This is a genomic window from Mycobacteriales bacterium (assembly GCA_035550055.1).
Classification (GTDB): domain Bacteria; phylum Actinomycetota; class Actinomycetes; order JAFAQI01; family JAFAQI01; genus DASZTV01.
Genome location: DASZRO010000095.1, coordinates 30,913 through 56,964, shown reverse-complemented (window position 1 = coordinate 56,964; position 26,052 = coordinate 30,913). Strand labels below are relative to the sequence as shown.

Annotated in this window: 26 protein-coding genes; 17 read left to right on the top strand and 9 right to left on the bottom strand. The window is 69.8% G+C overall.

Features of this window, described 5'->3' with window-relative positions:
* Positions 1 to 63 precede the first annotated feature (63 nt).
* The 3 genes from VG899_14220 to VG899_14210 are packed head-to-tail and all read right to left on the bottom strand — an operon-like array spanning position 64 to position 2,914.
* Positions 64 to 1,224, bottom strand: a complete 1,161-nt coding sequence (locus VG899_14220; GenBank protein ID HWA67513.1) for a hypothetical protein — start codon at positions 1,222 to 1,224, stop codon at positions 64 to 66.
* Positions 1,203 to 1,979, bottom strand: coding sequence for an ABC transporter permease (locus tag VG899_14215; protein ID HWA67512.1), 777 nt, complete (start codon positions 1,977 to 1,979; stop codon positions 1,203 to 1,205). Before VG899_14215 ends, VG899_14220 begins: the two co-directional genes overlap by 22 nt.
* A complete protein-coding gene (locus VG899_14210; GenBank protein HWA67511.1) occupies positions 1,976 to 2,914 on the bottom strand; it encodes an ABC transporter ATP-binding protein in 939 nt (312 codons plus the stop codon). Before VG899_14210 ends, VG899_14215 begins: the two co-directional genes overlap by 4 nt.
* 158 nt (positions 2,915 to 3,072) lie before the next feature.
* Here VG899_14210 and VG899_14205 point away from each other — a divergent pair, with 158 nt between their 5' ends.
* The 3 genes from VG899_14205 to VG899_14195 are packed head-to-tail and all read left to right on the top strand — an operon-like array spanning position 3,073 to position 5,342.
* On the top strand, positions 3,073 to 4,281 hold the full coding sequence (locus VG899_14205) for a sensor histidine kinase (GenBank protein HWA67510.1): 1,209 nt from the start codon (positions 3,073 to 3,075) through the stop codon (positions 4,279 to 4,281).
* Positions 4,278 to 4,934: a response regulator transcription factor gene (locus tag VG899_14200; GenBank protein ID HWA67509.1), complete on the top strand. Its 657-nt coding sequence runs from the start codon at positions 4,278 to 4,280 to the stop codon at positions 4,932 to 4,934. Before VG899_14205 ends, VG899_14200 begins: the two co-directional genes overlap by 4 nt.
* Positions 4,935 to 4,976: 42 nt before the next feature.
* On the top strand, positions 4,977 to 5,342 hold the full coding sequence (locus tag VG899_14195) for an MmcQ/YjbR family DNA-binding protein (protein ID HWA67508.1): 366 nt from the start codon (positions 4,977 to 4,979) through the stop codon (positions 5,340 to 5,342).
* On the opposite strand, the gene VG899_14190 is transcribed toward VG899_14195, so the two are convergent.
* Complete coding sequence (locus tag VG899_14190) at positions 5,328 to 6,278, bottom strand: SAM-dependent methyltransferase (protein HWA67507.1); 951 nt, start codon at positions 6,276 to 6,278, stop codon at positions 5,328 to 5,330. The two genes, VG899_14195 and VG899_14190, sit on opposite strands and share 15 nt — an antisense overlap.
* Before the next feature lie 64 nt (positions 6,279 to 6,342).
* On the opposite strand from VG899_14190, the gene VG899_14185 reads away from it, so the two are divergent.
* The 8 genes from VG899_14185 to VG899_14150 all read left to right on the top strand — a co-directional run bounded on the left by VG899_14185 (position 6,343) and on the right by VG899_14150 (position 14,836).
* Positions 6,343 to 7,239 carry a DUF2520 domain-containing protein gene (locus VG899_14185; protein HWA67506.1) on the top strand — a complete coding sequence of 299 codons (897 nt, stop codon included), beginning with the start codon at positions 6,343 to 6,345 and terminating at the stop codon, positions 7,237 to 7,239.
* On the top strand, positions 7,236 to 8,102 hold the full coding sequence (gene panC / locus VG899_14180; GenBank protein ID HWA67505.1) for a pantoate--beta-alanine ligase: 867 nt from the start codon (positions 7,236 to 7,238) through the stop codon (positions 8,100 to 8,102). Before VG899_14185 ends, panC begins: the two co-directional genes overlap by 4 nt.
* Positions 8,103 to 8,537 (top strand): aspartate 1-decarboxylase, encoded by a 435-nt coding sequence (panD, locus tag VG899_14175; GenBank protein ID HWA67504.1) that lies wholly within the window; start codon positions 8,103 to 8,105, stop codon positions 8,535 to 8,537.
* Positions 8,538 to 8,575: 38 nt separating this feature from the next.
* Positions 8,576 to 9,334, top strand: a complete 759-nt coding sequence (locus tag VG899_14170; GenBank protein ID HWA67503.1) for a type III pantothenate kinase — start codon at positions 8,576 to 8,578, stop codon at positions 9,332 to 9,334.
* A gap of 14 nt (positions 9,335 to 9,348) precedes the next feature.
* A complete protein-coding gene (lysX, locus tag VG899_14165) occupies positions 9,349 to 10,866 on the top strand; it encodes a bifunctional lysylphosphatidylglycerol synthetase/lysine--tRNA ligase LysX (protein HWA67502.1) in 1,518 nt (505 codons plus the stop codon).
* A gap of 106 nt (positions 10,867 to 10,972) precedes the next feature.
* A complete protein-coding gene (locus tag VG899_14160; protein ID HWA67501.1) occupies positions 10,973 to 11,308 on the top strand; it encodes an Lsr2 family protein in 336 nt (111 codons plus the stop codon).
* Positions 11,309 to 11,490: 182 nt separating this feature from the next.
* Positions 11,491 to 14,019, top strand: a complete 2,529-nt coding sequence (locus tag VG899_14155; GenBank protein ID HWA67500.1) for an ATP-dependent Clp protease ATP-binding subunit — start codon at positions 11,491 to 11,493, stop codon at positions 14,017 to 14,019.
* A 64-nt stretch (positions 14,020 to 14,083) separates the two neighbouring features.
* A complete protein-coding gene (locus VG899_14150) occupies positions 14,084 to 14,836 on the top strand; it encodes a maleylpyruvate isomerase family mycothiol-dependent enzyme (protein HWA67499.1) in 753 nt (250 codons plus the stop codon).
* A 121-nt stretch (positions 14,837 to 14,957) separates the two neighbouring features.
* Here the strand turns inward: VG899_14150 and VG899_14145 are convergent, their stop codons facing one another.
* Both VG899_14145 and VG899_14140 read right to left on the bottom strand, forming a co-directional pair.
* Positions 14,958 to 15,632: a glycerophosphodiester phosphodiesterase gene (locus VG899_14145; protein ID HWA67498.1), complete on the bottom strand. Its 675-nt coding sequence runs from the start codon at positions 15,630 to 15,632 to the stop codon at positions 14,958 to 14,960.
* Positions 15,629 to 16,498: an A/G-specific adenine glycosylase gene (locus VG899_14140; protein ID HWA67497.1), complete on the bottom strand. Its 870-nt coding sequence runs from the start codon at positions 16,496 to 16,498 to the stop codon at positions 15,629 to 15,631. The genes VG899_14145 and VG899_14140 overlap by 4 nt, the downstream gene beginning before the upstream one ends.
* Positions 16,499 to 16,551: 53 nt before the next feature.
* Between VG899_14140 and VG899_14135 the strand changes: the two genes are divergently transcribed.
* The 5 genes from VG899_14135 to VG899_14115 are packed head-to-tail and all read left to right on the top strand — an operon-like array spanning position 16,552 to position 21,798.
* Positions 16,552 to 17,151, top strand: coding sequence for a hypothetical protein (locus VG899_14135; GenBank protein ID HWA67496.1), 600 nt, complete (start codon positions 16,552 to 16,554; stop codon positions 17,149 to 17,151).
* 48 nt (positions 17,152 to 17,199) lie between these two features.
* Positions 17,200 to 18,399, top strand: a complete 1,200-nt coding sequence (gene cheB, locus VG899_14130; protein ID HWA67495.1) for a chemotaxis-specific protein-glutamate methyltransferase CheB — start codon at positions 17,200 to 17,202, stop codon at positions 18,397 to 18,399.
* On the top strand, positions 18,396 to 19,865 hold the full coding sequence (locus tag VG899_14125; GenBank protein ID HWA67494.1) for a CheR family methyltransferase: 1,470 nt from the start codon (positions 18,396 to 18,398) through the stop codon (positions 19,863 to 19,865). Before cheB ends, VG899_14125 begins: the two co-directional genes overlap by 4 nt.
* Positions 19,862 to 20,317 (top strand): chemotaxis protein CheW, encoded by a 456-nt coding sequence (locus tag VG899_14120; protein ID HWA67493.1) that lies wholly within the window; start codon positions 19,862 to 19,864, stop codon positions 20,315 to 20,317. The genes VG899_14125 and VG899_14120 overlap by 4 nt, the downstream gene beginning before the upstream one ends.
* A 50-nt stretch (positions 20,318 to 20,367) precedes the next feature.
* Entirely contained in the window at positions 20,368 to 21,798 is a 1,431-nt protein-coding gene (locus VG899_14115) for an alpha/beta hydrolase-fold protein (protein HWA67492.1), read from the top strand.
* Here the strand turns inward: VG899_14115 and disA are convergent.
* The 3 genes from disA to VG899_14100 all read right to left on the bottom strand — a co-directional run bounded on the left by disA (position 21,775) and on the right by VG899_14100 (position 25,156).
* A complete protein-coding gene (gene disA, locus VG899_14110; protein HWA67491.1) occupies positions 21,775 to 22,863 on the bottom strand; it encodes a DNA integrity scanning diadenylate cyclase DisA in 1,089 nt (362 codons plus the stop codon). The two genes, VG899_14115 and disA, sit on opposite strands and share 24 nt — an antisense overlap.
* A 74-nt stretch (positions 22,864 to 22,937) precedes the next feature.
* A complete protein-coding gene (radA, locus tag VG899_14105; GenBank protein HWA67490.1) occupies positions 22,938 to 24,299 on the bottom strand; it encodes a DNA repair protein RadA in 1,362 nt (453 codons plus the stop codon).
* Between the two features lie 128 nt (positions 24,300 to 24,427).
* Positions 24,428 to 25,156: a hypothetical protein gene (locus VG899_14100; protein HWA67489.1), complete on the bottom strand. Its 729-nt coding sequence runs from the start codon at positions 25,154 to 25,156 to the stop codon at positions 24,428 to 24,430.
* A 57-nt stretch (positions 25,157 to 25,213) separates the two neighbouring features.
* Here VG899_14100 and VG899_14095 point away from each other — a divergent pair, with 57 nt between their 5' ends.
* Positions 25,214 to 26,038 carry a sugar phosphate isomerase/epimerase gene (locus VG899_14095; GenBank protein ID HWA67488.1) on the top strand — a complete coding sequence of 275 codons (825 nt, stop codon included), beginning with the start codon at positions 25,214 to 25,216 and terminating at the stop codon, positions 26,036 to 26,038.
* Positions 26,039 to 26,052: the final 14 nt, after the last annotated feature.

Below are 26,052 nucleotides of genomic sequence, written 5' to 3'. Positions count from 1 at the left end.
GGTTGGTGGTTCGCTGTCCGGTTCCGGCGGCTGGTTGTGTGCTACTTCGAACCGGGGTGGGGGTTATTTGTCGACGTCGCCGATCACGTAGAAGAAGCTTGCGAGGGCCGTGGTCAGGTCCTCGATGCGCGTTCCCGGCAGGGCGGCGCCCAGCGCCTGCACGTTGTTGAACGACGCGGTGCGCAGCTTGAGTCGCCACGGCGTCCGCTCGCCCCGGGAGACCAGGTAGTAGCCGTTGGCACCGAGCGGGTTCTCGGTCCACGCGTAGGTCTCGCCTTCCGGAGTGCGGACGACGTTGGGCAGCCGTACGTCGATCGGCCCGGGCGGCAGCTCGTGAAGTACGTCGATGCAGTGGTCGGTGATGGCGAGGGAGACCTCGATCTGCTCGACGAGGCACTCGTAGCGAGCCAGCGCGTCGCCGTCGCTGCGGGTGACGACCCGCATGAGCGAAGGCGGCAGCTCGGCGTACGCGAGGTAGGGGTCGTCCCGGCGCAGATCGATGTCGAGACCGCTGGCGCGTGCGACCGGACCCGAGACGCCGTACGCCGCGGCGTCCGAGACATCGAGGACGCCGACGCCTCGCGTGGCGGCTCGGAACTGATCGTCCTCGCGCACGAGCGCCGACAGCCGGGCCACGTCGTCGAATACGGCGGCCGTTGCCTCCCGGACGCGTCCCAGCCACCCTTCGGGCAGGTCGGCCTTGAGCCCGCCGACCTGGTTGAACATGAAGTGCATCCGGCCGCCGGTGGCCTCCTCCATGACTTGCTGGATCCGCTCCCGGGCCGACAACGCGGCGGCAGCCGGCGAACCCGGCTCGATCCCGGACGTGGCGCCCCCGAGGAACATCAGATGGCTGAGCACCCGGTTGAGCTCGGCGAGCAGCATGCGCGCCCAGACCGCACGGGCCGGTACCTCGATCCCCAGCATCCGCTCGACCGCGAGCACGACGCCGAGCTCGCTGCCGAACGCCGACAACCAGTCGTGGCGGTTCGCGAGCACCAGGATCTGGCGGTAGTCGCGGACTTCGAACAGCTTCTCGGCGCCGCGATGCATGTAGCCGACGATCGGCTCCGCCGTCGCCACCGCACCGTCTTCGACCGACAACGCAAGCCGCAGCACCCCGTGCGCGGCGGGGTGCTGCGGTGCGAGGGTCAAGACGGCGTCGGCGGTCTCCAGCCGACCGGTCGAGACGGTGAGTCTCGTCATCCCTTCCGCGGCGTCCACTGGAAGTGGCGTACCGCGAAGATCGTCGACCCGATGCCCCACAGCGCGAGGCTGCCCAACTGGTGCCAGGCCCACGCGCTGCCGGAGTTCAGCGGCGAGAAGGCGCCGTGGTAGTACAGCGCGACGATGAACGGCCGCAGCGGGAGCCAGGCGGCGATGTGCGCCATCGTCCCGCTGATCGGGAAGTACGTGCCGGAGATGAACACCAGCAGGAAGTACGGGACGTTGACGATTGCCGGGCCGGAGTCGACGTTCGGGATCACCGAGGAGATCGCAACGCCGAGCGCGCAGAACGCGACGGCGGCCAACGCGATCGTCACGACGGTCGGCAGGATGTCCTTGGCCGGGAACGACACGCCATAGGCGACGACCGCGAACACGATGCTGATCGCGGACAACGCCGTCGCGACGATCACCGCGTTTCCGATGACCCCTCCGATGACCGCCCACGAGGGCGCCGGCGTACCCCTCAGTCGCTTCAACACCCCGGCCTCGCGCTGGCGGACCAGGGTCATCGCCACCGACATGAAGCAGGCGCTCATCACGGCGTAGCTGAGCACGCTCGGCGTCAGGTACTGCGCAAGGTGCACGCCTTTGCCGAGATCCTTGGTGTCGGTCGAGCCCTTCGTGACGCCGACCAGGATGAAGAAGAGCACGAGCGGGAACAGGAACGTGAAGCCTGCCGCCAGCGGGTTGCGCCAGTAGCTCTTCTGCTCGTAACGGATCTGGGTGCCGACGAGTGCGATGTCTGTCATGAGCTTGCTCCGCTGGTCGCTGGGGTGAGTGCTTCGTCGAGTACGTCGTGGCCGACGAGGGCGAGGTAGGTGTCCTCGAGGCTCGGCCGGCTGGCCACCAGCCCTTCGAGCGGCACTCGTTGTTTCAGCGCCCAGCCGGTGAGGGTGTTGAGGACTCTGATGTCGTCGGTGGTCGTGACCTCGCAGAACCCGTGGTGGTCGACCGTCACGGGCACGGGCAGGCTCGCCGGGTCCACTTCCGACGGCAGGCGGAACCGGATCTGGAGTGCGGCAGTGTCTCGACCGCCGAGCGAGTCCGGGGTCCCGGTGGCGACGACCCGGCCGCCTCCGAGCACCACGATGTTGTCGGCGAGCGCCTGTGCCTCGTCCATGTAGTGGGTGGTCAGGATGATGGTCGTCCCGAGCGTTCGCAGGTCCTTCACGAGGTCCCAAGCGCCGCGGCGCGCGGAAGGGTCGAACCCGGTCGTCGGCTCGTCGAGGAACAGCAGCTTCGGGTTTCCGATGATCCCGTAGGCGACGTCGAGCCGGCGTTGCTGACCTCCGGAGAGCTTGTTGATCCGGGAGTCCTTCTTCTCGGCGAGGCCGACCAGCTCGATGACCTCGTCGACGTCGCGCGGCGCGCGATAGAACCCGGCGCTGCGGGTCAGCGTCTCGCGAACGGTCAGGTACGGGTCGACGGCGGTGCCCTGCAGCACGATGCCGATCTGCTCGCGCCACGCACGGGTGGCGTGTTGCGGGTCGACGCCGAGGACCTCGACTCGCCCGCCGTCGCGGGGCAGGTAGCCCTCGAGCACCTCGAGGGTGGTCGTCTTGCCGGCCCCGTTCGGGCCGAGCAGAGCCACGCACTCACCCTCGTTGACGGTGAAGCTGGCACCCGCTACGGCGTGAACCGCCCCGTAGCTCTTGCGGAGGTCCTCCACGAGGATCGCTGGCATTCGCGATGACCTTTCATCAGTACGGCTGGGCTGACCGATGCGACGGTACTAACCCCGATCCAGCGAGTTCCTCGGCCGTCGGGTGGAGCCCGGGTGGACAATCGCTGTCCACCTGCCGACCGATGTGCGGCCCGACCTCCGCGCCGTACCGTCCCTTCATGGGCGGACGAACGGACTGCACGCCGAGTGACTGCGGGCCGGACAGGATGGATCCGCTGCTGACCCAGCACTGGCCGGGGTCGGCGCGGCTGGTGCTGCGCAACCTGCTGGCGATCCTCATGGTCGTCGAGACCGTCACCGGGCTCGGCGGTCTGTCGACCGGCTACGTCGTGCTCAGTCTCGGGCTGATGGCGTTGGTGGTTGCCGCGGCGACGAGCTTCACCCATCGCCGCATTGGTGACTGGAAGGACATCGTCGCCATGTGCCTGATGGTCGGCGCTGGCGCCGGGCTCAACGTTCTCAGTGGTCACACCCAGGTCTATCTGTGCGGCTACACGGCGGTGTTCGTCGCGATGTACTGGTACCGCCTGCCGTGGAGTCTGATTCCCGCGAGCCTCGGTGTCGTCGCGGTCGGCCTGTCGACGGCGTACGTCGGGCGCTACGACCCGCTCGGCGGGCTCGGCCAGGCAGCCGGGGCCCTCGGGCTGGGTACGGCGATGGCGTTCCGACGTCGGGCGGTGCGGGCGAACTGGCGAAACCGCGAGCTTTCCGACGAGCTTCGCGACAGTCGCGAGGCGGAACAGCGAAACGCGATCGCGGCAGAGCGTGCCCGGCTCGCCCGCGAGTTCCATGACGTGCTTGCCCACACGTTGTCGAGCCTGTCGCTGCATCTGGAGTCGACGCGCGTGCTTGCCAAGTCGCGCGACGTCGACGCAGAGGTGCTGGAGCGCATCGACCGTGCGGTCGCCCTCGCGCGCACCGGTCTGGTCGAGGCGCGGGACGCGGTCGGCACGCTGCGCGATGACGCCCTGCCCGGCCCCGCTCGGTTGCCGGCGCTCGTCGCGGACTTCGAGCGCGACACCGGGCTGACCGTGCACTTCGCGCAGACCGGTACGCCGGGCGAGCTCGCAGCGGAGGCGCGCGTGGCGGTGTTTCGTGCCGCGCAGGAGGCGCTGACCAATGTGGTCAAGCACGCGCAGGCGACCGAGGTCGACGTCTCCTTCGCTTGGCAGCCCCACGAGGCCGTGCTGCGGGTCAGTGACAACGGCAAAGGCGCCGAGACGCCGCGAGCGGCAGGTGCCGGCAACGGGCTGCGCGGGATGCGCGAACGCGCCGAGCTCGCCGGCGGCAGCGTGAGTGCCGGTCCCGGAGACACTGGGTACGTGGTGGAGGTGAGACTGCCGCTCGTTGCGGCAAGCGTGTCGTGATTCGCGTCGTGCTCGCCGACGACCAGACCCTTGTCCGGGAGGGCCTCACTTTGATGCTCGGACTCATGGACGGCATCGAGGTGGTGGGCGTGGCCGCCGACGGCGAGGCGGCGGTCGCCGCGGTCGAGGACCAGCACCCCGACGTCGCTCTGCTCGACCTGCGGATGCCGCGCGTCGACGGCGTCGAGGCTACGCGACGGCTGCGGGCACGGGCGCCTGAGGTCGAGGTGGTGGTCCTCACGACGTACGCCGACGACGAGTCGGTGATGTCGGCTCTCCGCGCGGGCGCGCGCGGCTACCTCACCAAGGACGCGAGTGCCGAGGAGATCGAGAAGGCGATCCGCGACGCCGCTGCCGGCCGTACGCGCTTGGACGCAACGGTTCAGGAGCGGCTTGTCGAGCTGGTCACCTCCGGTACCGCGCCCGCGACACCGGGGGAGAGCCCGGTGCCGCCGGGCGGCGCGCTCACCGAACGCGAGACCGAGGTGGTGCAGCTGATGGCGCAAGGGCTGTCCAACCGGGACATCGCAGCGCGACTGTTCGTGACCGAGGCGACGGTGAAGACGCACGTCAACAACGTCTTCAGCAAGCTCGACGTGAGCGACCGTGCCGCCGCGGTCGCATGGGCGTTTCGCGCCGGACTCGCGACGTAGCGGCGCGCGCGGGCGTCCCCGGTGATCCCTACGCTTGCGCCCATGGCGTCCGGCGAGGAGGTTCGGGAGTTCTGTCTCACCCTGCCGCGCACGACTCTCGGCCTCGTCCGTGGCAGTGCCCGCTACCGCATCGGGCGCATCGTCTACGCAGGGGTCTCCCGCGACGAGGAGCTGTTGGGCTTCGCATTTCCCAAGCAGGAGCGGGACGGGCTCGTCGCGTCCGAGCCGGAGAAGTTCCAGCTGCCTCGGCCGGCTGACCTCCGCTACAACTGGGTCCACGGCCGGCTGGCCGTCATCGCGCTCGACGAGCTCCACGAGCTGCTGGTCGACGCCTGGACGATGTGTGTCCCCAAGAGCGTCGACCGCGAGTACCGGCTCACGCACGGCTGGCCGCTACCCGAGCGGTAGCGGCGCGATGCCGACCGGGTGAAGCAGCCAGGTGAAGCCGCCCAACCCCTCGGGGTTGAGCAGCTCGGCGACCTCGGTGGCACGGGTGAGCTCGGCGAGGTAGTGGCTGGGATCGGCGTCGTACTCCGGGGGGCTCGCGTCGACACCGAGCCGGCGAAGCGCTTCGCGCTGGGTGAGCAGCAGATCGCCGTCGCGCCGCATCGACTCGAACAACACGTGTGCGGTCAGGTCCATGGAGCCGTCGGGGACAGGGTCCCGATGACGGCCGTTGCGGTAGCCGGACAACGTGCCGGCGACGTGCTCCTGCGGGTTGGCGGCATAGTCGACCGCGGCGGCGAGTCCGGCTTCGAGGCCGTCGGTGAGCTCTCGCCACAGACGGTCGCGGGGCGCCCCGATCTCCGCGCGGTCACCTCGCAGTCGTAGCGGCCACCAGCGGGCGAGCCAGTCGCGGTCGTCGGCGCAGGCGGGGGCGCCGAGCCGCTCGGTGCCGTCCTCGTCGACCTCCACGATCTGCGGTACGTCGTCGCCGAGCTCGACGACGTCGACCGGGATGACGTCGAGCAGCTCGAGGGCGACCACGAGACCTCGGACCGCGTTGGGGAACTGGCGCTGCCAGCCGACTCGCGTCGGCAGCTCGGAGGGCCGGTCTGCGACATCGACGCCGGTCAACGACCATCGGGCCGGTGCGACCTGCGCGAGTCCGGCAAGCACCTCGCCTGCGCCGGCGCCGACGTCGACGACGGTGAAGTCGTCAGGGTTGCCGAGCGCGTCGTCCACCCGCCCGGCCAACTCGGCGATCGCATCGGTCCAGGTCGATCCGGTGTGCGCCGCCGTACGGAAGTGGCGCGCCGCCACCCCGGTCACGGTGTAGAAGCCCCGGTCGCCGTAGAGCGCGTCCGTCATCGCTTCGCGCCAGGTACGCCAACGAGTCGTCACCAGCCGAACAGTACGGCGTACGATCTTTGCGTCCGGGACCCTCACAGGACTGGAACACACCCTCATGACGACGCCAGCGGATCGGCCTGCCCGGCTCGCGGTCGGTGTGATCAGCGCCGGGCGGGTCGGCGCGGTGCTGGGGGCCGCGCTCGCCCGGGCCGGTCACCGCGTCGAGGCGGTCGCCGCGGTCTCCGATGCCAGCCGTCGTCGCGCCGACGCTCTGCTTCCGGGCGTGGCGATCCGGCCGCCCGACGAGGTCGCGGCGGCAGTCGACCTGTTGCTGCTCGCCGTCCCGGACGACTCGCTCGGCCCGCTCGTCGGCGGCCTCGCCGCCGCCGGCGCGGTACGCCGCGGCAGCCTGGTGGCGCACACCAGCGGGGCGCACGGCATCCGGCTGCTCGACCCACTGGCAGAGGTCGGGGCGTTGCCGCTTGCGCTCCACCCGGTGATGACCTTCACCGGCACCGAGGTGGATCTGCAACGCCTCGACGGCGCGGCATTCGGCGTGACCAGTGACGAGGTGCTGCGGCCGGTCGCGGAGACCCTCGTCCTCGAGATGGGGGGCGAGCCGTCGTGGATCGCCGAGGAGCTGCGCCCGCTCTACCACGCCGCGCTGGCGTTCGGCGCGAACCAGCTGGTCACGCTGGTCAGCCAGTCGGCCGACCTGCTCAGCGCCGCGGGCGTCGAAGCGCCGCAGCGAATGCTGGGCCCACTTCTCGGAGCGGCGCTCGACAACGCCTTGCGAAGCGGCGACCGCGCCTTGACCGGTCCGGTCGCGCGCGGTGACGCCGGGACCGTCAGCGTCCACTTGTCGACCCTTGTTGAACGTGCACCGGAAACGGTCGACGCCTACGTCGCGCTGTCGCGACTCACGGCGGGACGTGCGCTCGCGGCGGGCCTGCTCGACGTCGAGAAGGCCGCCGACCTGCTCGACGCGCTCGCCACCCGGAAGCAGTCATGAGCGACGTCGTCGTCGCGTCGAGCCGGGCGCAGCTTCGTACGGCGCGGGCGGCGTTGCCCGGTCGGGTCGCGGTCGTGATGACCATGGGGGCGCTGCACGACGGTCACGCGCAGCTGATGGACGTCGCGCGCGAGCACGCCGACCACGTGATCGTGACGATCTTCGTCAACCCGAAGCAGTTCGGTGCCGGAGAGGATCTCGACCGCTACCCACGAACGTTGGACGCGGATCTCGTGGTCTGCGCGGCGCACGGCGCCGACGTCGTGTTCGCTCCTGCGGTGGAGGAGGTCTATCCGGCCGACGAGCAGGTGCCGGCCGTCTCGGCCGGCGTGCTCGCGACGGTGCTGGAAGGCGCGCATCGGCCGGGGCACTTCGACGGCGTCGTGACTGTCGTCTCCCGGCTGCTCGACCTGGTCCGGCCCGACGTGGCGGTCTTCGGAGAGAAAGACGCCCAGCAGCTCGCGGTGATCCGCCGGATGGTCGCCGCCCAAGGCCGCGCGGTCGAGATCGTCGGCGTACCGACCGTGCGGGAGCCGGACGGCCTGGCCATGTCGAGCCGCAACCGATACCTCAGCGCCGGCGAGCGAGCCGCCGCACTCTCGCTGTCGAAGGCGCTGGCCGCCGGTGTCGAGCGCCAGGCCGAGGGCGCCGAGGCGGTGCTCGACGCGGCGCATGCGGTGCTCGACGCCGCGCCGGGGATCGTCGTGGACTACCTCGCGATCGTCGACACCGAGACCTGGCAGCCGCCGCGTGACCGAACCCGGTTCGGAAAGATTTTGGTGGCCGCCCGCGTCGGCGGCACCAGATTGATTGACAATATGGACGTACGCCTCGGCACCCGCGTTGGGCTGAAGGAGACCTAGATGTTCCGCACCATGCTCAAGAGCAAGCTGCACCGCGCCACGGTGACGCAGGCCGACTTGCACTATGTCGGGTCGGTCACGATCGACGAGGATCTGATGGACGCGGCGGATCTGCTGCCCGGCGAGCAGGTGGCGATCGTCGACATCAACAACGGATCGCGGCTCGAGACGTACGTGATCGCCGGTCCGCGCGGCAGCGGCGTCATCGGCATCAACGGTGCGGCGGCGCGGCTGGTCCACGAAGGCGACCTCGTCATCATCATCAGCTACTGCACGGTGACCGACGCCGAAGCGCGTGAGCTCAGCCCGCGTGTCGTGTTCGTGGACTCCGAGAATCGCATCGTCGGGACCGGGAGTGACCCGGCGGAGGCGCTCGCCGGGATGGACGCGGTGCGCGGCGACGCCGTCTACGGCGCCGCAGTCGCCGGCAACTGACGGGTTCCGGAGTCGTGGGGGACAGCCCGGCGGATCGGGTGCTGCTGGCGATCGACGTCGGCAACACCAACACCGTCATCGGCTGCTTCCACGGCGAGCGGCTCATCGAGTCGTGGCGGATCAAGACCGACACCCGGGCGACCGCCGACGAGCTGGCGTTGCTGTTACGCGGCCTGCTGTCGGACTCGCCGTCACCTGACGGCATCGCCGCCTGCTCGACGGTGCCCGCCGTCCTGCACGAGCTGCGCGGCGTGTTCGCGCGCTATTACGCGCAGGTGCCGGCGGTCATCGTCGAACCCGGCGTGAAGACCGGCGTCCCGCTGATGTACGACAACCCGCGTGAGGTCGGTGCCGACCGCATCGTGAACTCCCTGGCCGCCTTCCACCTCTACGGCGGGCCGGCGGTCGTCGTCGACTTCGGCACCTCGACCAACTTCGACGTCATCAGTGAGAAGGGCGAGTTCCTGGGTGGAGCGCTCGCACCTGGCATCGAGATCTCCGTGGACGCCCTGGCCGCACGTGGTGCACGGCTGTTCAAGGTCGAGCTGGCCCGGCCGCGCGCGGTGATCGGCAAGAGCACCGTCGAGGCGCTGCAGTCGGGAATGGTCTACGGCTTCGCCGGCCAGATCGACGGCCTGGTCCGGCGGATCAGCGAGGAGATGGACGCCGATCCCGTGGTCATCGCGACCGGCGGCCTCGCGTCACTGGTCATCGACGAGTGCGAGACGGTGACCGAGCATGAGCCGGACCTCACGCTGATCGGTCTGCGGCTCGTCTTCGAGCGCAACTGCGCCTGAAATACTCCACTGCGATGTCCAGGCTCGAAGGCGGTAGCGACGGCGACGCGACGGCCGGGGACCACGCCCTGTCCGAGCAGCAGCTGATCCGTCGCGAGAAGCTCGCCCGCCTGCAAGCCGCGGGCGCGGAGGGCTACCCGGTCAAGGTGCCGCGCACCACGACCAACGCGGCGATCCGCGCGGCACATCCCGACCTCGCTCCCGACACCGAGACCGGCGAGCAGGTCAGCATCGCGGGCCGCGTCGTACTCAAACGCGACGGCGGCAAGCTCTGCTTCGCGACCTTGCGCGACGGCACCGACGACCTGCAGGTCATGCTGTCGCTGGACCGCGTCGGCGCGGATCGGCTCGAGGACTGGAAGCGCGACGTCGATCTCGGCGACCACGTCAGCGTCGACGGGGAAGTCGTGGCGAGCCGGCGAGGCGAGCTCTCGGTCATGGCCGGCGCGTGGCGCATGGCGAGCAAGGCACTGCGGCCCCTGCCCGAGAAGTGGGCCGGGATCTCCGACGACGAGGAGCGGGTTCGCCGCCGCTACCTCGACCTGGTCGTCAACGCCGACGCCCGCGAGCTCGTCCATGCCCGGGCGACGGTGCTGCGGTCGTTGCGCGCTACGCTCGACGCCCGTGGCTACGTCGAGGTGGAGACCCCGATCCTGCAGACGCTGCACGGCGGGGCGTCGGCGCGGCCGTTCCAGACGCATCTCAACGCCTTCGACCTTCCGATGTATCTGCGGATCGCGCTCGAGCTGTGGCTGAAGCGTCTCGTCGTGGGCGGCGTCGAGCGGGTCTACGAGATCGGCCGGATCTTCCGCAACGAGGGCGTCGACACGACACACAGCCCCGAGTTCACGATGCTCGAGGCATATGAGGCGTACGGCGACTACGACACGATGGCCGAGCTCACCCGCGAGCTGGTGCTCGACGCGGCGACCGCGCTCGGTACGACGACGGTACGCGGGTCCGATGGCACCGACATCGACCTCACCGCGCCGTGGCAGACCGTCACCGTGTTCGGCGCCATCAGCGAGGCGCTCGGGACCGAGGTGACGGTCGAGACGCCCAAGGCGGAGCTCATCCGCCTCGCGGCGTCGCGAGACGTCGCATTGCGCCCGGACTGGGACGAGGGCGAGATCGTGCTCGAGCTCTACGAGCAGCTCGTCGAGGACCGGCTGATCCAGCCGACGTTCGTGCGCGACTACCCGGCGTCGGTCCGGCCGCTGGCCAGACCGCATCGCGACGACCCGCGGCTGTCCGAGGCGTGGGACCTCATCATCAACGGAGTCGAGCTCGCCCCGGCGTACTCGGAGCTCGTCGACCCCATCGAGCAACGGCGCCGGCTGACCGAACAGTCGGCAAAGGCGGCCGGCGGCAACGCCGAGGCGATGCAGCTCGACGAGGACTTCCTGCGCGCGCTCGAACACGGCGCCCCGCCGATGGGCGGGATGGGACTCGGTGTCGACCGGCTGGTGATGCTGCTGACCGGCGTCAACATTCGCGAAGCCATTACATTCCCGCTGCTGCGCCCGGAATAGCGGTATTTACGGCAAGCGGCGGAATCCGCATTTGTTGATTTCCGAAATCGCCGCGTAGTTTCGAATCACGCTTTGGATTTCGAGACGAGCGAGGTGACTTCCCCAAATGGCTCAGCGAGTACAGGTTCTGCTGGTTTGTGATCTCCATGACGACGACACCGAGGGCACCGAGACGATTCGGTTCGCATTGGATGGCGCCGGTTTCGAGATCGACGTGTGTGCACAGCACGCCGCGCAGTTGCGCGACTCCTTCGCGCCTTACGTCGGCGTTGCACGACGTACCGGACGGATCGCGGGATCGGGTGGGCGCCGGGCACGCGGATCGGCCGGCGTCGACCCGGCCGCGGTGCGAGCCTGGGCCAGGTCGTCGGGCATCAAGGTCAACGAGCGCGGGCGTATCCCGGCAGACATCATCGAGCAGTACACCGCCGCGGGCCACTGACCGCTTGGTGACGAAACGCCGCATTCGGCAAGGTTTCGCCATCGGCTGAAGTGGAATCGAACGTTCTTCGTGATTCGTTGCGTCTAAGTAAGTGAAGGCTCTGGAGGAGTGGCGCGGTGCGTCACATGCCAGGGCTAGCATGCGGACAACGGGGCAACCCGGGTACGGCGCGAGGAGCGAGGATGTTCGAGAGATTCACCGACCGCGCGCGACGCGTCGTGGTCCTGGCGCAAGAAGAAGCCAGGATGCTCAACCACAACTACATCGGGACCGAGCACATCCTGCTCGGCCTGATCCACGAAGGCGAAGGCGTTGCCGCCAAGGCCCTCGAGTCCCTGGGCATCTCGCTGGAGGGCGTCCGCCAGCAGGTCGAGGAGATCATCGGCCAAGGGCAGCAGGCGCCGAGCGGACACATCCCCTTCACGCCGCGGGCGAAGAAGGTGCTCGAGCTCAGCCTGCGTGAGGCGCTGCAGCTCGGACACAACTACATCGGGACCGAGCACATCCTGCTCGGGCTGATCCGTGAGGGCGAGGGTGTCGCCGCGCAGGTGCTCGTCAAGCTCGGCGCCGACCTCAACCGGGTGCGCCAGCAGGTCATCCAGCTGCTATCGGGCTACCAGGGCAAGGAGCCCGCGGCGGCCGGTGGCGTCGGGGAAGGCACCCCGAGCACCTCGCTCGTGCTCGACCAGTTCGGCCGAAATCTCACCCAAGCGGCGCGCGAAGGAAAGCTCGACCCGGTCATCGGGCGCGAGAAGGAAATCGAGCGCGTCATGCAGGTGCTGTCGCGTCGTACCAAGAACAACCCGGTGCTGATCGGCGAGCCCGGCGTCGGCAAGACCGCGGTCGTCGAGGGTCTCGCCCAGGGAATCGTCAAAGGCGAGGTTCCGGAAAACCTCAAGGAAAAGCAGCTTTACACCCTCGACCTCGGCGCGCTGGTCGCCGGCAGTCGCTATCGCGGCGATTTCGAGGAGCGGCTGAAGAAGGTCCTCAAAGAGATCCGCACCCGCGGCGACATCATCTTGTTCATCGACGAGATCCACACCCTGGTCGGTGCGGGTGCCGCCGAAGGCGCGATCGATGCGGCGTCGATCCTCAAGCCCATGCTCGCTCGCGGAGAGCTGCAGACGATCGGTGCGACGACCCTCGACGAGTACCGCAAGTACCTAGAGAAGGACGCGGCGCTCGAGCGCCGGTTCCAGCCGATCCAGGTGGGCGAGCCCACGCTGGCGCACACGATCGAGATCCTCAAGGGGCTGCGCGACCGGTACGAGTCCCACCACCGGGTCTCGATCACCGACGCCGCGCTGGTCGCCGCCGCGCAGCTCGCCGACCGTTACATTTCCGACCGGTTCCTGCCGGACAAGGCGATCGACCTGATCGACGAGGCCGGCTCCCGGATGCGGATCCGGCGGATGACCGCGCCGCCGGACCTGCGCGAGTTCGACGAGAAGATCGCCTCGGTACGCCGCGACAAGGAGAGCGCGATCGACGCGCAGGACTTCGAGAAGGCGGCGTCGCTGCGCGACAAGGAAAAGCAGCTGCTGGCGCAGAAGGCCGACCGTGAGCGCGAGTGGAAAGCCGGCGACATGGACGTCGTCGCCGAGGTCACCGACGAGGAGATCGCGGAGGTCCTCGCGACCTGGACCGGCATCCCGGTCTTCCGGCTGACCGAGGAGGAGACCGCGCGCCTGCTCCGCATGGAAGACGAGCTGCACAAGCGCGTCATCGGTCAGGAGCAGGCGGTCAAGGCCGTCGCGCAGGCGATCCGTCGTACCCGCGCCGGGCTGAAGGATCCGAAGCGGCCTGGTGGGTCGTTCATCTTCGCCGGGCCGTCGGGGGTCGGGAAGACGGAGCTGTCCAAGACGCTGGCCGAGTTCCTCTTCGGCGACGACGACTCGCTGATCCAGCTCGACATGAGCGAGTTCATGGAGAAGCACACCGTGTCGCGGCTGGTCGGCTCCCCGCCGGGTTACGTCGGCTACGAAGACGGCGGTCAGCTCACCGAGCGGGTACGCCGCAAGCCGTTCTCGGTGGTGCTCTTCGACGAGATCGAGAAGGCCCACCCCGACGTCTTCAACGCGCTGCTCCAGGTGCTCGAAGACGGCCGGCTCACCGATTCGCAGGGCCGTACGGTCGACTTCAAGAACACCGTGATCATCATGACCACGAACCTCGGGACCAAGGACATCGCGAAAGGCCTGAACCTCGGGTTCGCCGCCGGCGACCACGACGTCAACAACTACGAGCGCATGAAGCTCAAGGTCAACGACGAGCTGAAGTCGCACTTCCGGCCGGAGTTCCTCAACCGGGTCGACGACACGATCGTGTTCCACCAGCTCTCCGAGGAGAACATCGTCACGATCGTCGACCTGATGATCAGTCGCGTCGACGAGCAGATGAAGAACCGGGACATGGCGATCGAGCTCACCTCGGACGCCAAGCGGCTGCTGGCCAAGAAGGGGTACGACCCGGTGCTCGGCGCCCGACCGCTGCGTCGCACGATCCAGCGGGAGATCGAGGACACCCTGTCCGAGAAGATCCTCTACGGCGAGCTGACCGCCGGTCAGATCGTCGTCGTCGACGTCGACGAGCCGGAGGAGGGCGAGGAGCGGTTCACCTTCCGCGGCGAGTCGAAGCCGATGGAGCTCGACGTACCGCTGGTCGAGGCGGGCACCGCGCCCTCCGCGGACGGCGCTTCCGAGGCGAGCTAGTCCAAGTTGTCCGTGTCTGCGGCGCCGATGGCGACCGCAGACACGGACGAGTCGGTGGGGGACGATGACGACTGACGCGGCGACCGTGATCGCCGATCTTGCGGCCGAGCAGGACGCGATCGAGGCGATGGTCGGTGGCCTCGACGAGGCACAGTGGCTCTCGCCGTCAGCGGCCGTGGGGTGGAGCATTTCCGACGTCGTACTGCATCTCGCGCAGAGCGAGGAGGCGGTCGTCACGAGCGTGACCGGCGCACACGTGTCGTTGATCGACGCGTTCCCGGTGGAGGGCGACACGCTCGACGAGATCATGGACAACCGGGTGCGCGCCGAACGCGGCGACCCGTTCGAGGTCTTCCAGCGTTGGCGTACCGCGCGCCGGGCGGCACTAGCCGCCCTGCGCGAGGCGGACCCCGACGCGCGCTATCCCTGGGCCGCGGCGCCGTTGCGCCCACAGGTGATGGCGACGACCAGGCTGGCCGAGCACTGGGCGCACGCGCTCGACATCGCCGAGGCACTCGGCGTGCCCTATCCCGACACCGCGAGGTTGCGCCACGTCGCCTGGCTCGCCCACCGCACCCTGCCGTACGGTTTCGGCCTGGCCGGTCGAGACCCGCAGCCGGTCTATGCCGAGCTCGCCGGGCCGGACGGCCAGATCTGGCAGTACGGCGACAGCGATGCACCGTCGCGGATCACCGGCGACGCCGGCGCGTTCTGCCGGGTCGGCGCGCACCGACTGGCTCCCGAGGACTCGGGCTTGACCACTGACGGGCCCTACGCCGAGGCGGCCTTGCGGGTGCTCCGCAACTACGCCGCCTGACCCACGCCACGCGCCGCTGACCGCCCCTCGCCGTACGCAAGAAAACACAAACGTTGCGAAAGACCGTTCTGCCGAGCCCCGTGAGCGCTGAGAACGTGATTCCAGCAACGTTTGTGTTTCCTTAGGGGCCGGTGAGGGCTTTGTGGAGCAGATTGACGTGGTCGCTGAAGATTCCGTCGATGCCGAGGCGGCGACAGCGGGCGAGCGCGAGACGCCACTGCACGTCCCAGGCGAAGGCGAGTAGCCCGAGCTCGTGGACGTCATCGACCGCGCGACGATGCCAGTACGGCCACCGCGCGTTGACGACCTCGACGCCATCGCCCGCCAGGTGACGGAGCAGCTCCCGGCGGCGTGACCGGCGCCACAGCTGCCGTCCGCGCACCGTCACGCCGGCGTGTGCCGGCTCGATGGCACCGGGCAGGACGGCGCTCGGTGTGAACACCCATAGCCGGTCTGCGGCGCCGTGACGCCGGGCGACGTCCGCGATGGCCGGCGCGCCGCCGTCCCCCTTCGCGTCGACGGCGAGCTCGAAGTCCGTCCCGCAGCTGCGATAGAGGTCATCGAGGGTGGGGATGTGTACGGCGAGCTCGGCCCGGCGCACCGTGGTGATCGGGACCTCGTCGGCCGCGCCGGCGCGGTGCAGGCCGTCGTGATCGAGTACGACGATGCCGTCGGCGGTCACCCACGCGTCGGTCTCGATTGCGCGCGCGCCACGAGCCAGCGCCTCGGTGAACGTCGGCAGCACGTTGTCGGGCCCGTGTGCCCGTCCGCCGCGATGGGCGAACCCGTACCTCATGTCGGCAGCCGGAAGAGGTCGCTACCAACCGCCTCGACGAGCCCGTCCTCGATGAGGCCGGCCAACGAACGCTCACGCTGCACGACGTCGTCCCAGACGATTTCCAGCTCCGGCCGCGTGACCACGTCGGCCGCCTCGCGAAGGACTGCGAGCAGCCGGCCGCGCACCTGCCGGTCGGTGCCGGCGTACCCCTGTGGCTTGCGCGTGGCGGCCGCCGCGGGCTTGCCGGCTCGACGCCATGCGCAGTCGCCGCGGACCGGACAGGCCCCGCAGCGCGGGTCTCGCGACGTGCAGACCAACGCCCCGAGCTCCATGACGGCGACGCTGTATCGGGCCGGGTCGAGCGCGGGGACGCGGTCGGTCGCGGCGGCCTGCTCGGCGCGACTGGGCGAGGCCGTGGCTACGTCCGCCGCTCCCGAGAAGAACCTCGCGTAGACACGGCGGACGTTGGTGTCGAGCACGGCGTGCCGAGCGTGGTAGCCGAAGACTGCGACCGCGGCAGCGGTGTAGCCGCCGACGCCCGCAAGCGCGAGCAGGTCGTCGTACGACGCAGGCACCTCGCCGCCGTGGCGGGCGACGATCGCGTTGGCGGCCTGGTGCAGTCGTAGTGCCCGTCGCGGGTAACCGAGCCGGCCCCACTGCCGCACCGCTTCGCCCGGGGCCTCGCCGGCCAGCGATGCCGGGATCGGCCAGCGCGCCAGCCACGCCTGCCACGCGGGAAGCACTCGAGCGACGGGGGTCTGCTGGAGCATCACCTCGCTGACCAGCACGCCCCAGGCGGTGACGTCCGGCCCGCGCCAGGGGAGATCGCGCTTGTTCGCGTCGTACCAGCGCTGGACCTCGCGGGCGAACCTGATGTCGGTCATCCTCACCCTCGAGTGTCCCATCCGGCGCGACATTGCGTCCTACGATCATCCGGATGAGCAGCGTGCTGTCGCCGGTCGGCCCGCAGCCGGCGCGGGTCTACTGGATCCGCCGGCTGGTGGTCCTCGGCGTGCCGCTCATCCTGATCATCGTCATCGCGGTGTCCTGTTCGGGGGGCGGGAAGAAGCCGTCGGCGAGCTCGACCGGTTCCGGCACCCCGACCGGCAGCAGTACGCCGGCGGGTGGCGTCACGGACTGCGCGCCCGGAGACTTGTCCGCCGCGATCACGACCTCGGAGCAGACGTACGCCGTCGGTGACGAGCCGGTGTTCACCGGGACACTCACCAACGTCTCCTCGACCACCTGCCGGCTGACCACCGCGCCGTCGGACGAAATCTGGACGGTGACCTCGGGGGCCGCCGACTGGTGGACGACCGGGGCGAGCGCAGGCTGCCCGACCTCGGACGTCGCAACCACCAAGAATCTCGCCCCCGGTGCCACGACCACGCTGTCGATCACCTGGGACGGCAAGCGTCTCGACCCCGGCTGCAGCCCGGGCGAGGCGGCCTCGCCCGGCACCTACCACCTCGCCGCAAAGCTGGCCGGCGTCCGGGCGCAGCAGGTGACCTTCCATTTCACCCAGAACACTGACTGAACGCCTCAATCGGGTGGCTTCGGACATCTCGTCCGCAGCCTCAAGCACGTGGACGGACACGACGACATGTCACAGGTGACTGCGCAGCCGGAGCTCCCGTCTCCGGTCACGGTGGTCATCGTCGACGACTCGGCGACTCAGCGCCGGTTCATCCGCGCCGCGATGGCGGCGGACCCGCTGCTCGAGGTGGTCGGCGAGGCGCGAACCGGCCGCGATGCCGTCGCGCTCGTCGAACGGCTGCAGCCGACCGCCGTGATCATGGACCTGCATCTGCCGGTCATGAACGGCATCGAGGCGATCGAACGGATCATGGCCAATCGGCCGACACCGATCGTCGTGTACTCCGCCTTCGTCAACGGCGCCGACCGCGACAACGCGGCGTCGGCGCTGGCTGCCGGCGCCATCGACGTGATGGCCAAGCCCGGACCTGAGGACAGCGCCCGGCTCTCGGAGTACGCCGAGGAGCTGCGCCAGCGACTGCGGGTTGCCGGCCGGGTGCGGGTCATCACCCATCCCCGAGGACGGCTCGGCGTCACGCGGTCCTCGATGACCACGGCCCGGTTGGACGGCACGACCGAACGTCCGGCACCTCGAAGCACGTCGCGGCGGCAGCCGCCACCGCGTCCTGACGAGCCGAGCGCACTGATGGAGAGCCTCGCGCAGCGCGAGTTCGAGCTGCTCGTGATCGGTGCCTCGACGGGCGGCCCGCAGGCCCTCGCGACGCTGCTGGCGGATCTGCCGCGGCGTACCGACACCGCGATCGTGGTCGTGCAGCACATGGCCGACGGGTTCATGGAGGGCCTGACCCACTGGCTCGACGACGTCTGCCCGTTGCCCGTCGTCCTGGGCGAGCACGGCAAGCGGATCGCCCCGGGGGCAGTCACCGTGGCGCCCGGCGGAACCAACCTGGTCATTCACGACCATCTGCGGGTGACCACGTCACCGCCCCCTCCGACGCAGTACCACGTCCCGGGCATCGACGTGACGTTCACCTCCGCCGCCGAGTCCTACGGCTCGATGGCTGCCGGCGTACTGCTGACCGGCATGGGACGTGACGGTGCGACCGGTCTGAAGCGGATCCGGGACCGGGGTGGCCTCACGATCGGCCAGGACGAGTCGACCAGCGCGGTGTACGGGATGCCGGCGGCCGCGAAGTCCGAGGATGCGGTCGACCTCCAACTGCCCCTGCCGGAGATCTCGGTTGCGCTGCATCGGCTGCTCAGCCCGGTGGACGGCGGCAAGGTATGAAGCGCGTCGCGCTCAGCGACGCGGAGTTCGCGGCGATCACGAGGCTGCTCCACGAGGCCGCGGGGTTGTCCTTCGACGACTCGCGCCGGGACTCCCTCAGCTTCTCGGTCGGCGAGCGGATGCGGGCGACCAGAACCCCTGACGTTGCGGCCTACCTCGCGAAGGTCACTGCGGTCACCGGTGCAGAGGAGCGCCAGGCGCTGCTCGACGAGGTGACGATCCCGGAGACCCACTTCTTCCGGAACCCGCCGCAGATCCGGGCGCTTCGCAAGTACGTCATGCCTGAGCTGATTCGGCAGAACGCCGACCGCAAGCGGTTGCGCATCTGGAGTGCCGGCTGCTCGACCGGCGAGGAGGCCTACACGGTCGCGATCCTCGTCCGCGAACTGCTTCCCGCGTCGACCGACTGGGACGTCAAGGTGCTCGCCACTGACATCTCGACCCGCGGCCTCGCGGCGGGAGGCGCGGCGAGGTACGGCGAGCGGTCATTCGTGATGACCGAGCCGTCCGACCTGGCGCGCTGGTTCGTGCCGGACCCGGACGGCACCGCGTGGACGGTTCGCGACGAGGTCCGCTCGATCGTCGAGTTCGAGCACCGCAACCTGGTGACCGAACCGGCCGCGTTCGAGCCGGGAGAAGCCGACCTCATCCTGTGCCGCAACGTGACCATCTACTTCGACCGCGACACCACTCGTCAGCTCATGAAGCGCCTCCACGAGCGGCTGCGGGACGGCGGCTACCTGTTCCTCGGTCACGCCGAGACGCTCTGGCAGATCAGCGACGACTTCACCCTCGTCTCACTCGGGGACGCTTTCGTCTACCGCCGCCTCGACGACGTCGAGGAGAAGGCCGATGACGCCGACCGCCGCCGGGTGCTGCCCGACCGCCGCTCGGCTGACGAGCCGGTGCCGCGAGCGCCCGAACGCCGAAAGAGCGACTCCGACCGTCGTCGCCGGGAAAAGCATGCCGGCGCGGTGCCGAAGCTGCCGCGACTGGTCACCCCGGCGCTTCCGGTGCCGCGTGTCGTGCCTTCGGCGGCACCGCTTCCGGACCCGCTCGACGCGGTACGCGTCGCGTTGGACGAGGGCCGCTACGCCGAGGCCGCCGACATCGCGGCAGAGGTTGCCGGCAGCACTCCGCTGCGGCCGGATGCGCATTATCTGTGGGGGGTCGCGCTTACGAACCTCGGCAGGGATGCCGATGCACTCGTCGTGCTGCGAAAGACCTTGTACCTCGACCCTGAGCACGGGTTCGCCCATTTCATGCTTGCCGGTGCCCTCGACCGGGTGGGTGAAGGTGTGGCCGCCGCTCGCTCCTACCGAGCGGCGGCGCGCACGCTCGGCAACCGTCCGGCCGACATGACCGCTCCCGAGCTCGGTGGGCGCGAGGTCGGCGAGCTCGCCGCGCTGTGTCACCAGCTGGCCGATCGAGCCGGCGCGGCTGCTTCACTCGAGGGCACACCATGACCACCGGCTACGTGATGTTCCGCCTCGCGGCGCGCACCTTCGCGACCTCGTTGGACGACGTACGCGAGATCGTGCGGCTGACCGGTCTGCAACGGCTGCCCGGGGTGCAGGCGCCGCTGGCCGGCGTGATCGAGCTGCGCGGCGCGCCGTTGCCGGTCCTCGACGTCCGCGGCGCAGACGCACCGGAGGACCAGGGTGACGTTCTGGTGGTCGAGGTGGCGGAGGACGCCGTCGGCGTCGCGGTCGACCAGGTGCTTGCCGTGCTCCCTGCCGACGCGTTGCCCGAACTGACCGATCGACCCGCGAAGGTCCTGCCGTCGTACGTCGTCGGGGTGCGCAGCTCGGCAGACGGTCCGGTGCTCCTGGTGGACCTCGAGAAGATGCTCGACGTCGCGGCTTCCGGTTGGGCGGAGACCCTTGCGGGAGTCGACGACCTGAGCGCCGCGCTCTGATCAGACGGGCGGTCCTCGCGACCGCCGTCGTCGCAGCTGTCGTCGCGACCGTGCCGGGTCCGGCGGCCGTCCGGGCGAGCGCCGCGCCGTCTTCGGCCGCCTCGCCGTTCGCCGACTGCCAAGCCGCGAACGCAGCCGTGGTGGTGGGCGTGGTCACCTGCCGGCGCGAACCGGCACCGGACCTCGGCGGGACCACCGCGTTCTCCTACTTCGTGCCGGCCGGTTGCGCCCGCCGGCGCTGCCCGACGCTCTACCTGCTGCACGGGTTCGGTGGCGACCTCACCTCCATGCTGGGTACGGCGAGGGATCCCAGCGCCTGGGTGGCCGCGCTCGACAGCGAGCCCGCGGTCTCGCCGTACCGCACGCCCACCCCGTGGAAGTACGCCGACCAGGCGAAGTGGAAGCCGGCAGCGCCGCTGGACCTGGTGCTGGTCGCGCCGGATGGCCGGACGGTCCCCGGCGGCTACGGTCCGGGCCCGTTGCTGGACGGCTTCTGGGTGGACTGGAACCCGAGGTACGGCCGCGGTGGCGACCGGCAGAGCTATCCGAGTCCGCCACCGCGGTTCGCGTCGTACGTCGTCGACGAGCTGGTGCCCTTCGTCGAGCGGCACCTGCACGTCGCGCGTGGCCGCGCATCCCGCATCCTCGACGGCGAGTCACTCGGTGGCTACGGGTCCTACGCCATCGGGCTGACGCATCCCGACCGGTGGGCGAGCATCGGCGCCGACTCCGGGATCATGAACATCCTGCTGGCGCCCGGCCTCGCTGACCTCGGCCCGCTCCCCGACGGGCTGCCGGATCTGCTCGGCGGCACTGTCCCGTTGAACGGGCTGCCCGGAACCGCGCAAGACGTCGCGGTCGTGCTGTACGCGTTCGGTGATCCGGCAGCCGATGAGGGGTACTACCTCGCCCGCCAGCCGGTCGACCTGGCGCTCAACGCGGCCGCCTTCGCGCGCGGACGGCAGTCACTGATGATCCGTGGCTTCTCCAACGACACCCTCCCGCGCGTTTCGGCTGACCTCTCACTGCCCGGTTACCTCACGGCGCAGGCGTTCGAGGATCTGGTGTTGCCGACGAACGTCGAGATGAACCAGGCGTTCGCCGCGGCCGGGGTGCGCCAGCACTACGAGCTCCACCCGGGCATACACGAAGACCGGTACTGGAACCCGTGGCTGCGTGCGCAGCTGGTGGCCCAGTACGCCGTCGTCCGGCATGCCGACGGCGGCGGCGCGCCGCCACCAGTGCCAACCCGGTTCTCCTATCTCAGCGGCGCCCGTTCGTTCGGCGTCTGGGGCTGGCGGGTACGCGATCGCGACGAGCGTCCGGGGATGCTGACGATCACCGACGCCAGCTGCCGCGGTCTTACCCTGCGAGGGACCGGGGAGGTGACGGTGCGGCCGGCACCGCGATGTGACGCCCGCGACGTGCGAGTGGAGCTCGGAAGCGCTCCGCGCCAGCTATACGTACCGCTCCAGGATTGAGGATTCCGCCAGCCGCGACAGGCCCTCGCGGACCGACCGGGCCCGGGTCTCGCCGACGCCCTCGACCAGCTGCAAGTCGTCGATGGTGGCCGAGAGCAGCTTCTGCAGTCCGCCGAAATGGTCGACGAGCCGGTCGATGACGGCCGACGGCAGCCGCGGCACTCTCGCGAGCAGCCGGTAGCCGCGCGGGGACACCGGGGTGTCGAGCACGTCGGCGGCGCTGCCGAGCCCGCACACCCGAGCGATCACCTCGAGGTCGAGCAGGTCGACGCCGGACAGTGCGTCGAGCTCGGCGAGGACGTGCTCGGCGGTTCGCGGCTTGCGGCCGTGTGGCAGCGGCATGTAGTCGCGCACCACCAGCTCGCGTTCCTGGATCACCCCGGCCATCAGCTCGTCCCGCTGCAACGCGAGCAGTCGGCCGTCGGTGCCGAGCTCGACGACGTACCCGTCGATCTCCGAGGCGATCCGCAGCACCATCTCGAGGCGCTGGGTCACGACGACGGCGTCGCGGACGGTGACGAGGTCTTCGATCTCGAGCGCCGAGAGCGTGCCGCTCACCTCGTCGAGGCGCAGCTTGTACCGCTCGAGCGTGGCGAGGGCCTGGTTGGCACGCGACAGGATCGCCGCGGAGTCGTCGAGCACGTAGCGCCGGCCCTCGACGTAGAGCGCGATGATCCGCATCGACTGGCTGACGCTGATCACCGGGTAGCCGGTCTGGCGCGCCACCCGCTCCGCCGTACGGTGGCGAGTGCCGGACTCTTCGGTCGGGATCGACGGGTCGGGCACCAGGTGTGTCGCGGCGCGAAGGATCCGGGTGAGGCCGTCGTCGAGGACGATGGCGCCATCCATCTTCGCCAGCTCGCGCAGCCGGGTCGCGGCGAACTCGACGTCGAGCGGGAACCCGCCGGTGCAGATTCCCTCGACGACCTTGTCGTGACCGAGGACGATCAGCGCGCCAGTGTGACCGCGCAGGATCCGCTCGAGGCCGTCGCGAAGCTGGGTGCCCGGCGCGACTTTGGCAAGGGTCGCCCGCAGCAGATCGCCTTCGGCGCGCTCGGGTGCCACGTCATTCCTCGATTCGCTCGACGAGCGAGTCTATTGGTGGGGCCGGTGATCGTTGTCGATCTTCGTCCGGCGAGCTAGGCGTCAGGCCACACCCGGCGTACCGCGTCCATGACGTCGCTGACCTCGATCGCGCGGATGCCCGCGGCGTCCGAGCCGCATCGCGGCGGGACGAGGGCCGTCGTGAAACCCAGTCGGGCCGCTTCGACCAGCCGGCCGCGTACGCCGGAGACCGGCCGGATCTCCCCGGCGAGCCCTACCTCGCCGATCGCGACAAGGCCGGGCAGTACCGCGACGTTGAGGAACGTGCTGGCCAGCGCGAGCGCGAGCGACAAATCTGAGGCGGGGTCGTCGATTCGTACGCCGCCGACCGTCGCGGCGTAGACGTCTCGCTTGAAGAACGCCAGGTTGGCCCGGCGTTGCAGCACCGCGAGCAGCATCGCCAACCGGGCCGCGTCGACGCCGCTGGTCGCCCGTCGAGGGTTGGGCAGATCGGTGGTCATCACGAGTGCTTGCACCTCTGCGACCAGTGCGCGCCGGCCCTCCATCGTGACCGTCACGCAGGTCCCGGGCACGGGGTTGCTGCCGTGCGAGAGGAACAGGCCGGACGGGTCGGGCAGACCGACGATGCCGTCGTCGGTGAGGTTGAAGCACCCCACCTCGTCCGCCGGCCCGAACCGGTTCTTCACGGTGCGTACGAGTCGCAGCCGCGAGTGGCGGTCTCCTTCGAACGACAAGACCACGTCCACCAGGTGTTCGAGGGTGCGAGGGCCGGCGACCGCGCCGTCCTTGGTGACGTGGCCGACCAGAATCGTCGCCATCCCACGGGCCTTCGCCAACCGGATGATGGCGGCCGCGACCTCGCGAACCTGCGCGACGCCGCCGGCCGCTCCGTCGACGTCCGCCGATCCGATCGTCTGGACCGAGTCGACGACGAGGACGTCGGGGTTGACCGTCTCGACGTGGCCGAGCAGCGCGGAGAGCTCGGTTTCGGCGGCGAGATAGAGGTCGTCGGCGAGGGCGCCGATCCGTCCGGCCCGCAGGCGTACCTGGGCCGCCGACTCCTCGCCGGTCACGACGAGGCAGCGCCGACCGCTCTCCGCGATCCTGGCCGCCGCGCTGATCAGCAACGTCGACTTGCCGACGCCGGGTTCCCCCGCGAGCAGCACGACCGAGCCCGGGACCAGCCCGCCGCCGAGCACCCGGTCGAGCTCGGCCTCACCGGTAGCGCGGTGCCGGGCGGACCCTTCCTCGACCTCGGCGATCGGTCTGGCGGGAGCCGACACCGGGCCGGCGACGACACTGAGGCCCGGCCTCGCGCCGGCCTCGCTGATCGTGCCCCATGCCTGGCACTCCGGGCAGCGCCCCACCCATTTGGCGACCTCGACGCCGCACTCGTCACACCGGTATGCAGGCCGCGCGGCCGCCTTCGACGCCATGGCTGAGACGGTAAGGCGCACCGGCGACACTTCCCCGCAACGCGCCCAGCGACGCTGCGTTGCTGGGCCATTCCCCCCAGCAACGCAGCGTCGCTGGGCGGATTGCCCCAGCTAAGGAGCGTTGCTGGTCAGTCGGCGGGGTGGGCGGTGAAGCGGCCGGCGAGGTTGGCCTCGCAGATCTCGGCGAGTACGTCGTAGGCCGGCTGCCCCATCAGCTCGATGAGCTCCGGGGCGTTGCTCACATACACCGGCTCCTCGCCCACGTGGGCCTCGGTGGCGCCGGTGCAGTACCAGTTGAGGTCGTGACCACCGGGACCCCAGCCGCGCCGGTCGTACTCGCCGATCGAGACGACCTGGACCTCGGTGTCGTCGGGGCGGACCCGCTTGTCGTAGGTACGCCGGATCGGCAGCTGCCAGCAGACGTCCGGTTTGGTCACCAGCGGGTTCTTGCCGATGTTGAGGGCGTGCAGGTGCAGGGCGCAGCCCTGCCCGCCGGGAAAGCCCGGCCGGTTGAGGAAGACGCAGGCGCCCTTGTACACGCGGGTCTTGGCGGCGCCGTCCTCCAGCTCAGTGACGCCGTTCTTCAGCCCCTCGTCGCGGTACTGCCATTCCTCGGCACTCAGCGCCTTCGCGTACTTCTTCGTCTTCTTCTCGTCGGCCTTGTCCGAGAAGTGTGCGCCGTGCGTGCAACAGCCGTCGTCCTTGCGGCCCTTGACGATGCCCTTGCAGCCGTTGCCGAAGATGCACGTCCAGCGCGACAGCAGCCAGGTGAGGTCGCAGCGGAAGATCTGGTCGGCGTCCGCCGGGTCGGCGAACTCGACCCACTGTCGCGGGAAATCCAGATCTACCTCGGGCACCGGACAACCCTACGGCGATCGGCACCGCCGGCCGCCACGGGCCTAGGCTTTGACGTCGTGACAGTCGTCAAGGTGCCGGACGCGAAGGTGGCCTTGTCGACCGCGTCCGTCTATCCGGAGTCGACGGCTGCCGCGTTCGAGATGGCCGCTCGGCTCGGGTACGACGGGGTCGAGGTGATGGTCACCCCCGACCCGGTCAGCCAGGACGTCGAGGCGCTGCGCAAGCTGTCGGACTACCACGGCATCGCGATCCTCGCCGTCCACGCGCCCTGCCTGATCATCACGCGCACCGTCTGGGGCACCGAGCCATGGGGGAAGCTCGTGAAGGCACAGGCGGTCGCCGAGGCGTTGCAGTCGCCCACGGTCGTCGTACACCCGCCGTTTCGCTGGCAGCGCGAGTACGCCCGTGACTTCATCGAAGGCATCGAACGAATGGCCAACGAGACCGACGTTCGCTTTGCCGTCGAGAACATGTTCCCGTTGCGTGCCCGCGGCCGGTCCGTCGTTCCGTACTCGCCCGACTACGACCCGAGCGAAGAGGACTTCCGTCACTTCACCCTGGACCTCTCCCACACCGCCGTCTCGCAGAACGACGCACTCGAGATGGCTGCGCGCATGGGCGATCGCCTCGCTCACATCCACATCGCGGACGGCATGGGCAGCGCCCGCGACGAGCATCTCGTCCCGGGCCGTGGCGCGCAGCCGTGCGCCGAGCTGCTGGAGCAGCTCGCGGTCAACGGCTTCAACGGCACGGTCGTGGTGGAGATCAACACCCGTCGTGCTGACGACCGCATCGAGCGTGAGTCCGACGTCGCGGAGGCGCTCGCCTTCACCAGGCTGCACCTCGCGGCTCCGGTCGCCGCCGACGAATCGAGCGCCTAGCCCGCACCCGATCT

Coding starts and splice junctions, on each gene's coding strand:
- VG899_14215 (HWA67512.1), bottom strand. CDS start 1,979: ATGACAGACATCGCACTCGTCGGCACCCAGATCCGTTACGAGCAGAAG.
- VG899_14210 (HWA67511.1), bottom strand. CDS start 2,914: ATGCCAGCGATCCTCGTGGAGGACCTCCGCAAGAGCTACGGGGCGGTT.
- VG899_14205 (HWA67510.1), top strand. CDS start 3,073: ATGGGCGGACGAACGGACTGCACGCCGAGTGACTGCGGGCCGGACAGG.
- VG899_14195 (HWA67508.1), top strand. CDS start 4,977: ATGGCGTCCGGCGAGGAGGTTCGGGAGTTCTGTCTCACCCTGCCGCGC.
- VG899_14185 (HWA67506.1), top strand. CDS start 6,343: ATGACGACGCCAGCGGATCGGCCTGCCCGGCTCGCGGTCGGTGTGATC.
- panC (HWA67505.1), top strand. CDS start 7,236: ATGAGCGACGTCGTCGTCGCGTCGAGCCGGGCGCAGCTTCGTACGGCG.
- panD (HWA67504.1), top strand. CDS start 8,103: ATGTTCCGCACCATGCTCAAGAGCAAGCTGCACCGCGCCACGGTGACG.
- lysX (HWA67502.1), top strand. CDS start 9,349: ATGTCCAGGCTCGAAGGCGGTAGCGACGGCGACGCGACGGCCGGGGAC.
- VG899_14160 (HWA67501.1), top strand. CDS start 10,973: ATGGCTCAGCGAGTACAGGTTCTGCTGGTTTGTGATCTCCATGACGAC.
- VG899_14155 (HWA67500.1), top strand. CDS start 11,491: ATGTTCGAGAGATTCACCGACCGCGCGCGACGCGTCGTGGTCCTGGCG.
- VG899_14150 (HWA67499.1), top strand. CDS start 14,084: ATGACGACTGACGCGGCGACCGTGATCGCCGATCTTGCGGCCGAGCAG.
- VG899_14145 (HWA67498.1), bottom strand. CDS start 15,632: ATGAGGTACGGGTTCGCCCATCGCGGCGGACGGGCACACGGGCCCGAC.
- VG899_14140 (HWA67497.1), bottom strand. CDS start 16,498: ATGACCGACATCAGGTTCGCCCGCGAGGTCCAGCGCTGGTACGACGCG.
- VG899_14135 (HWA67496.1), top strand. CDS start 16,552: ATGAGCAGCGTGCTGTCGCCGGTCGGCCCGCAGCCGGCGCGGGTCTAC.
- VG899_14125 (HWA67494.1), top strand. CDS start 18,396: ATGAAGCGCGTCGCGCTCAGCGACGCGGAGTTCGCGGCGATCACGAGG.
- VG899_14120 (HWA67493.1), top strand. CDS start 19,862: ATGACCACCGGCTACGTGATGTTCCGCCTCGCGGCGCGCACCTTCGCG.
- radA (HWA67490.1), bottom strand. CDS start 24,299: ATGGCGTCGAAGGCGGCCGCGCGGCCTGCATACCGGTGTGACGAGTGC.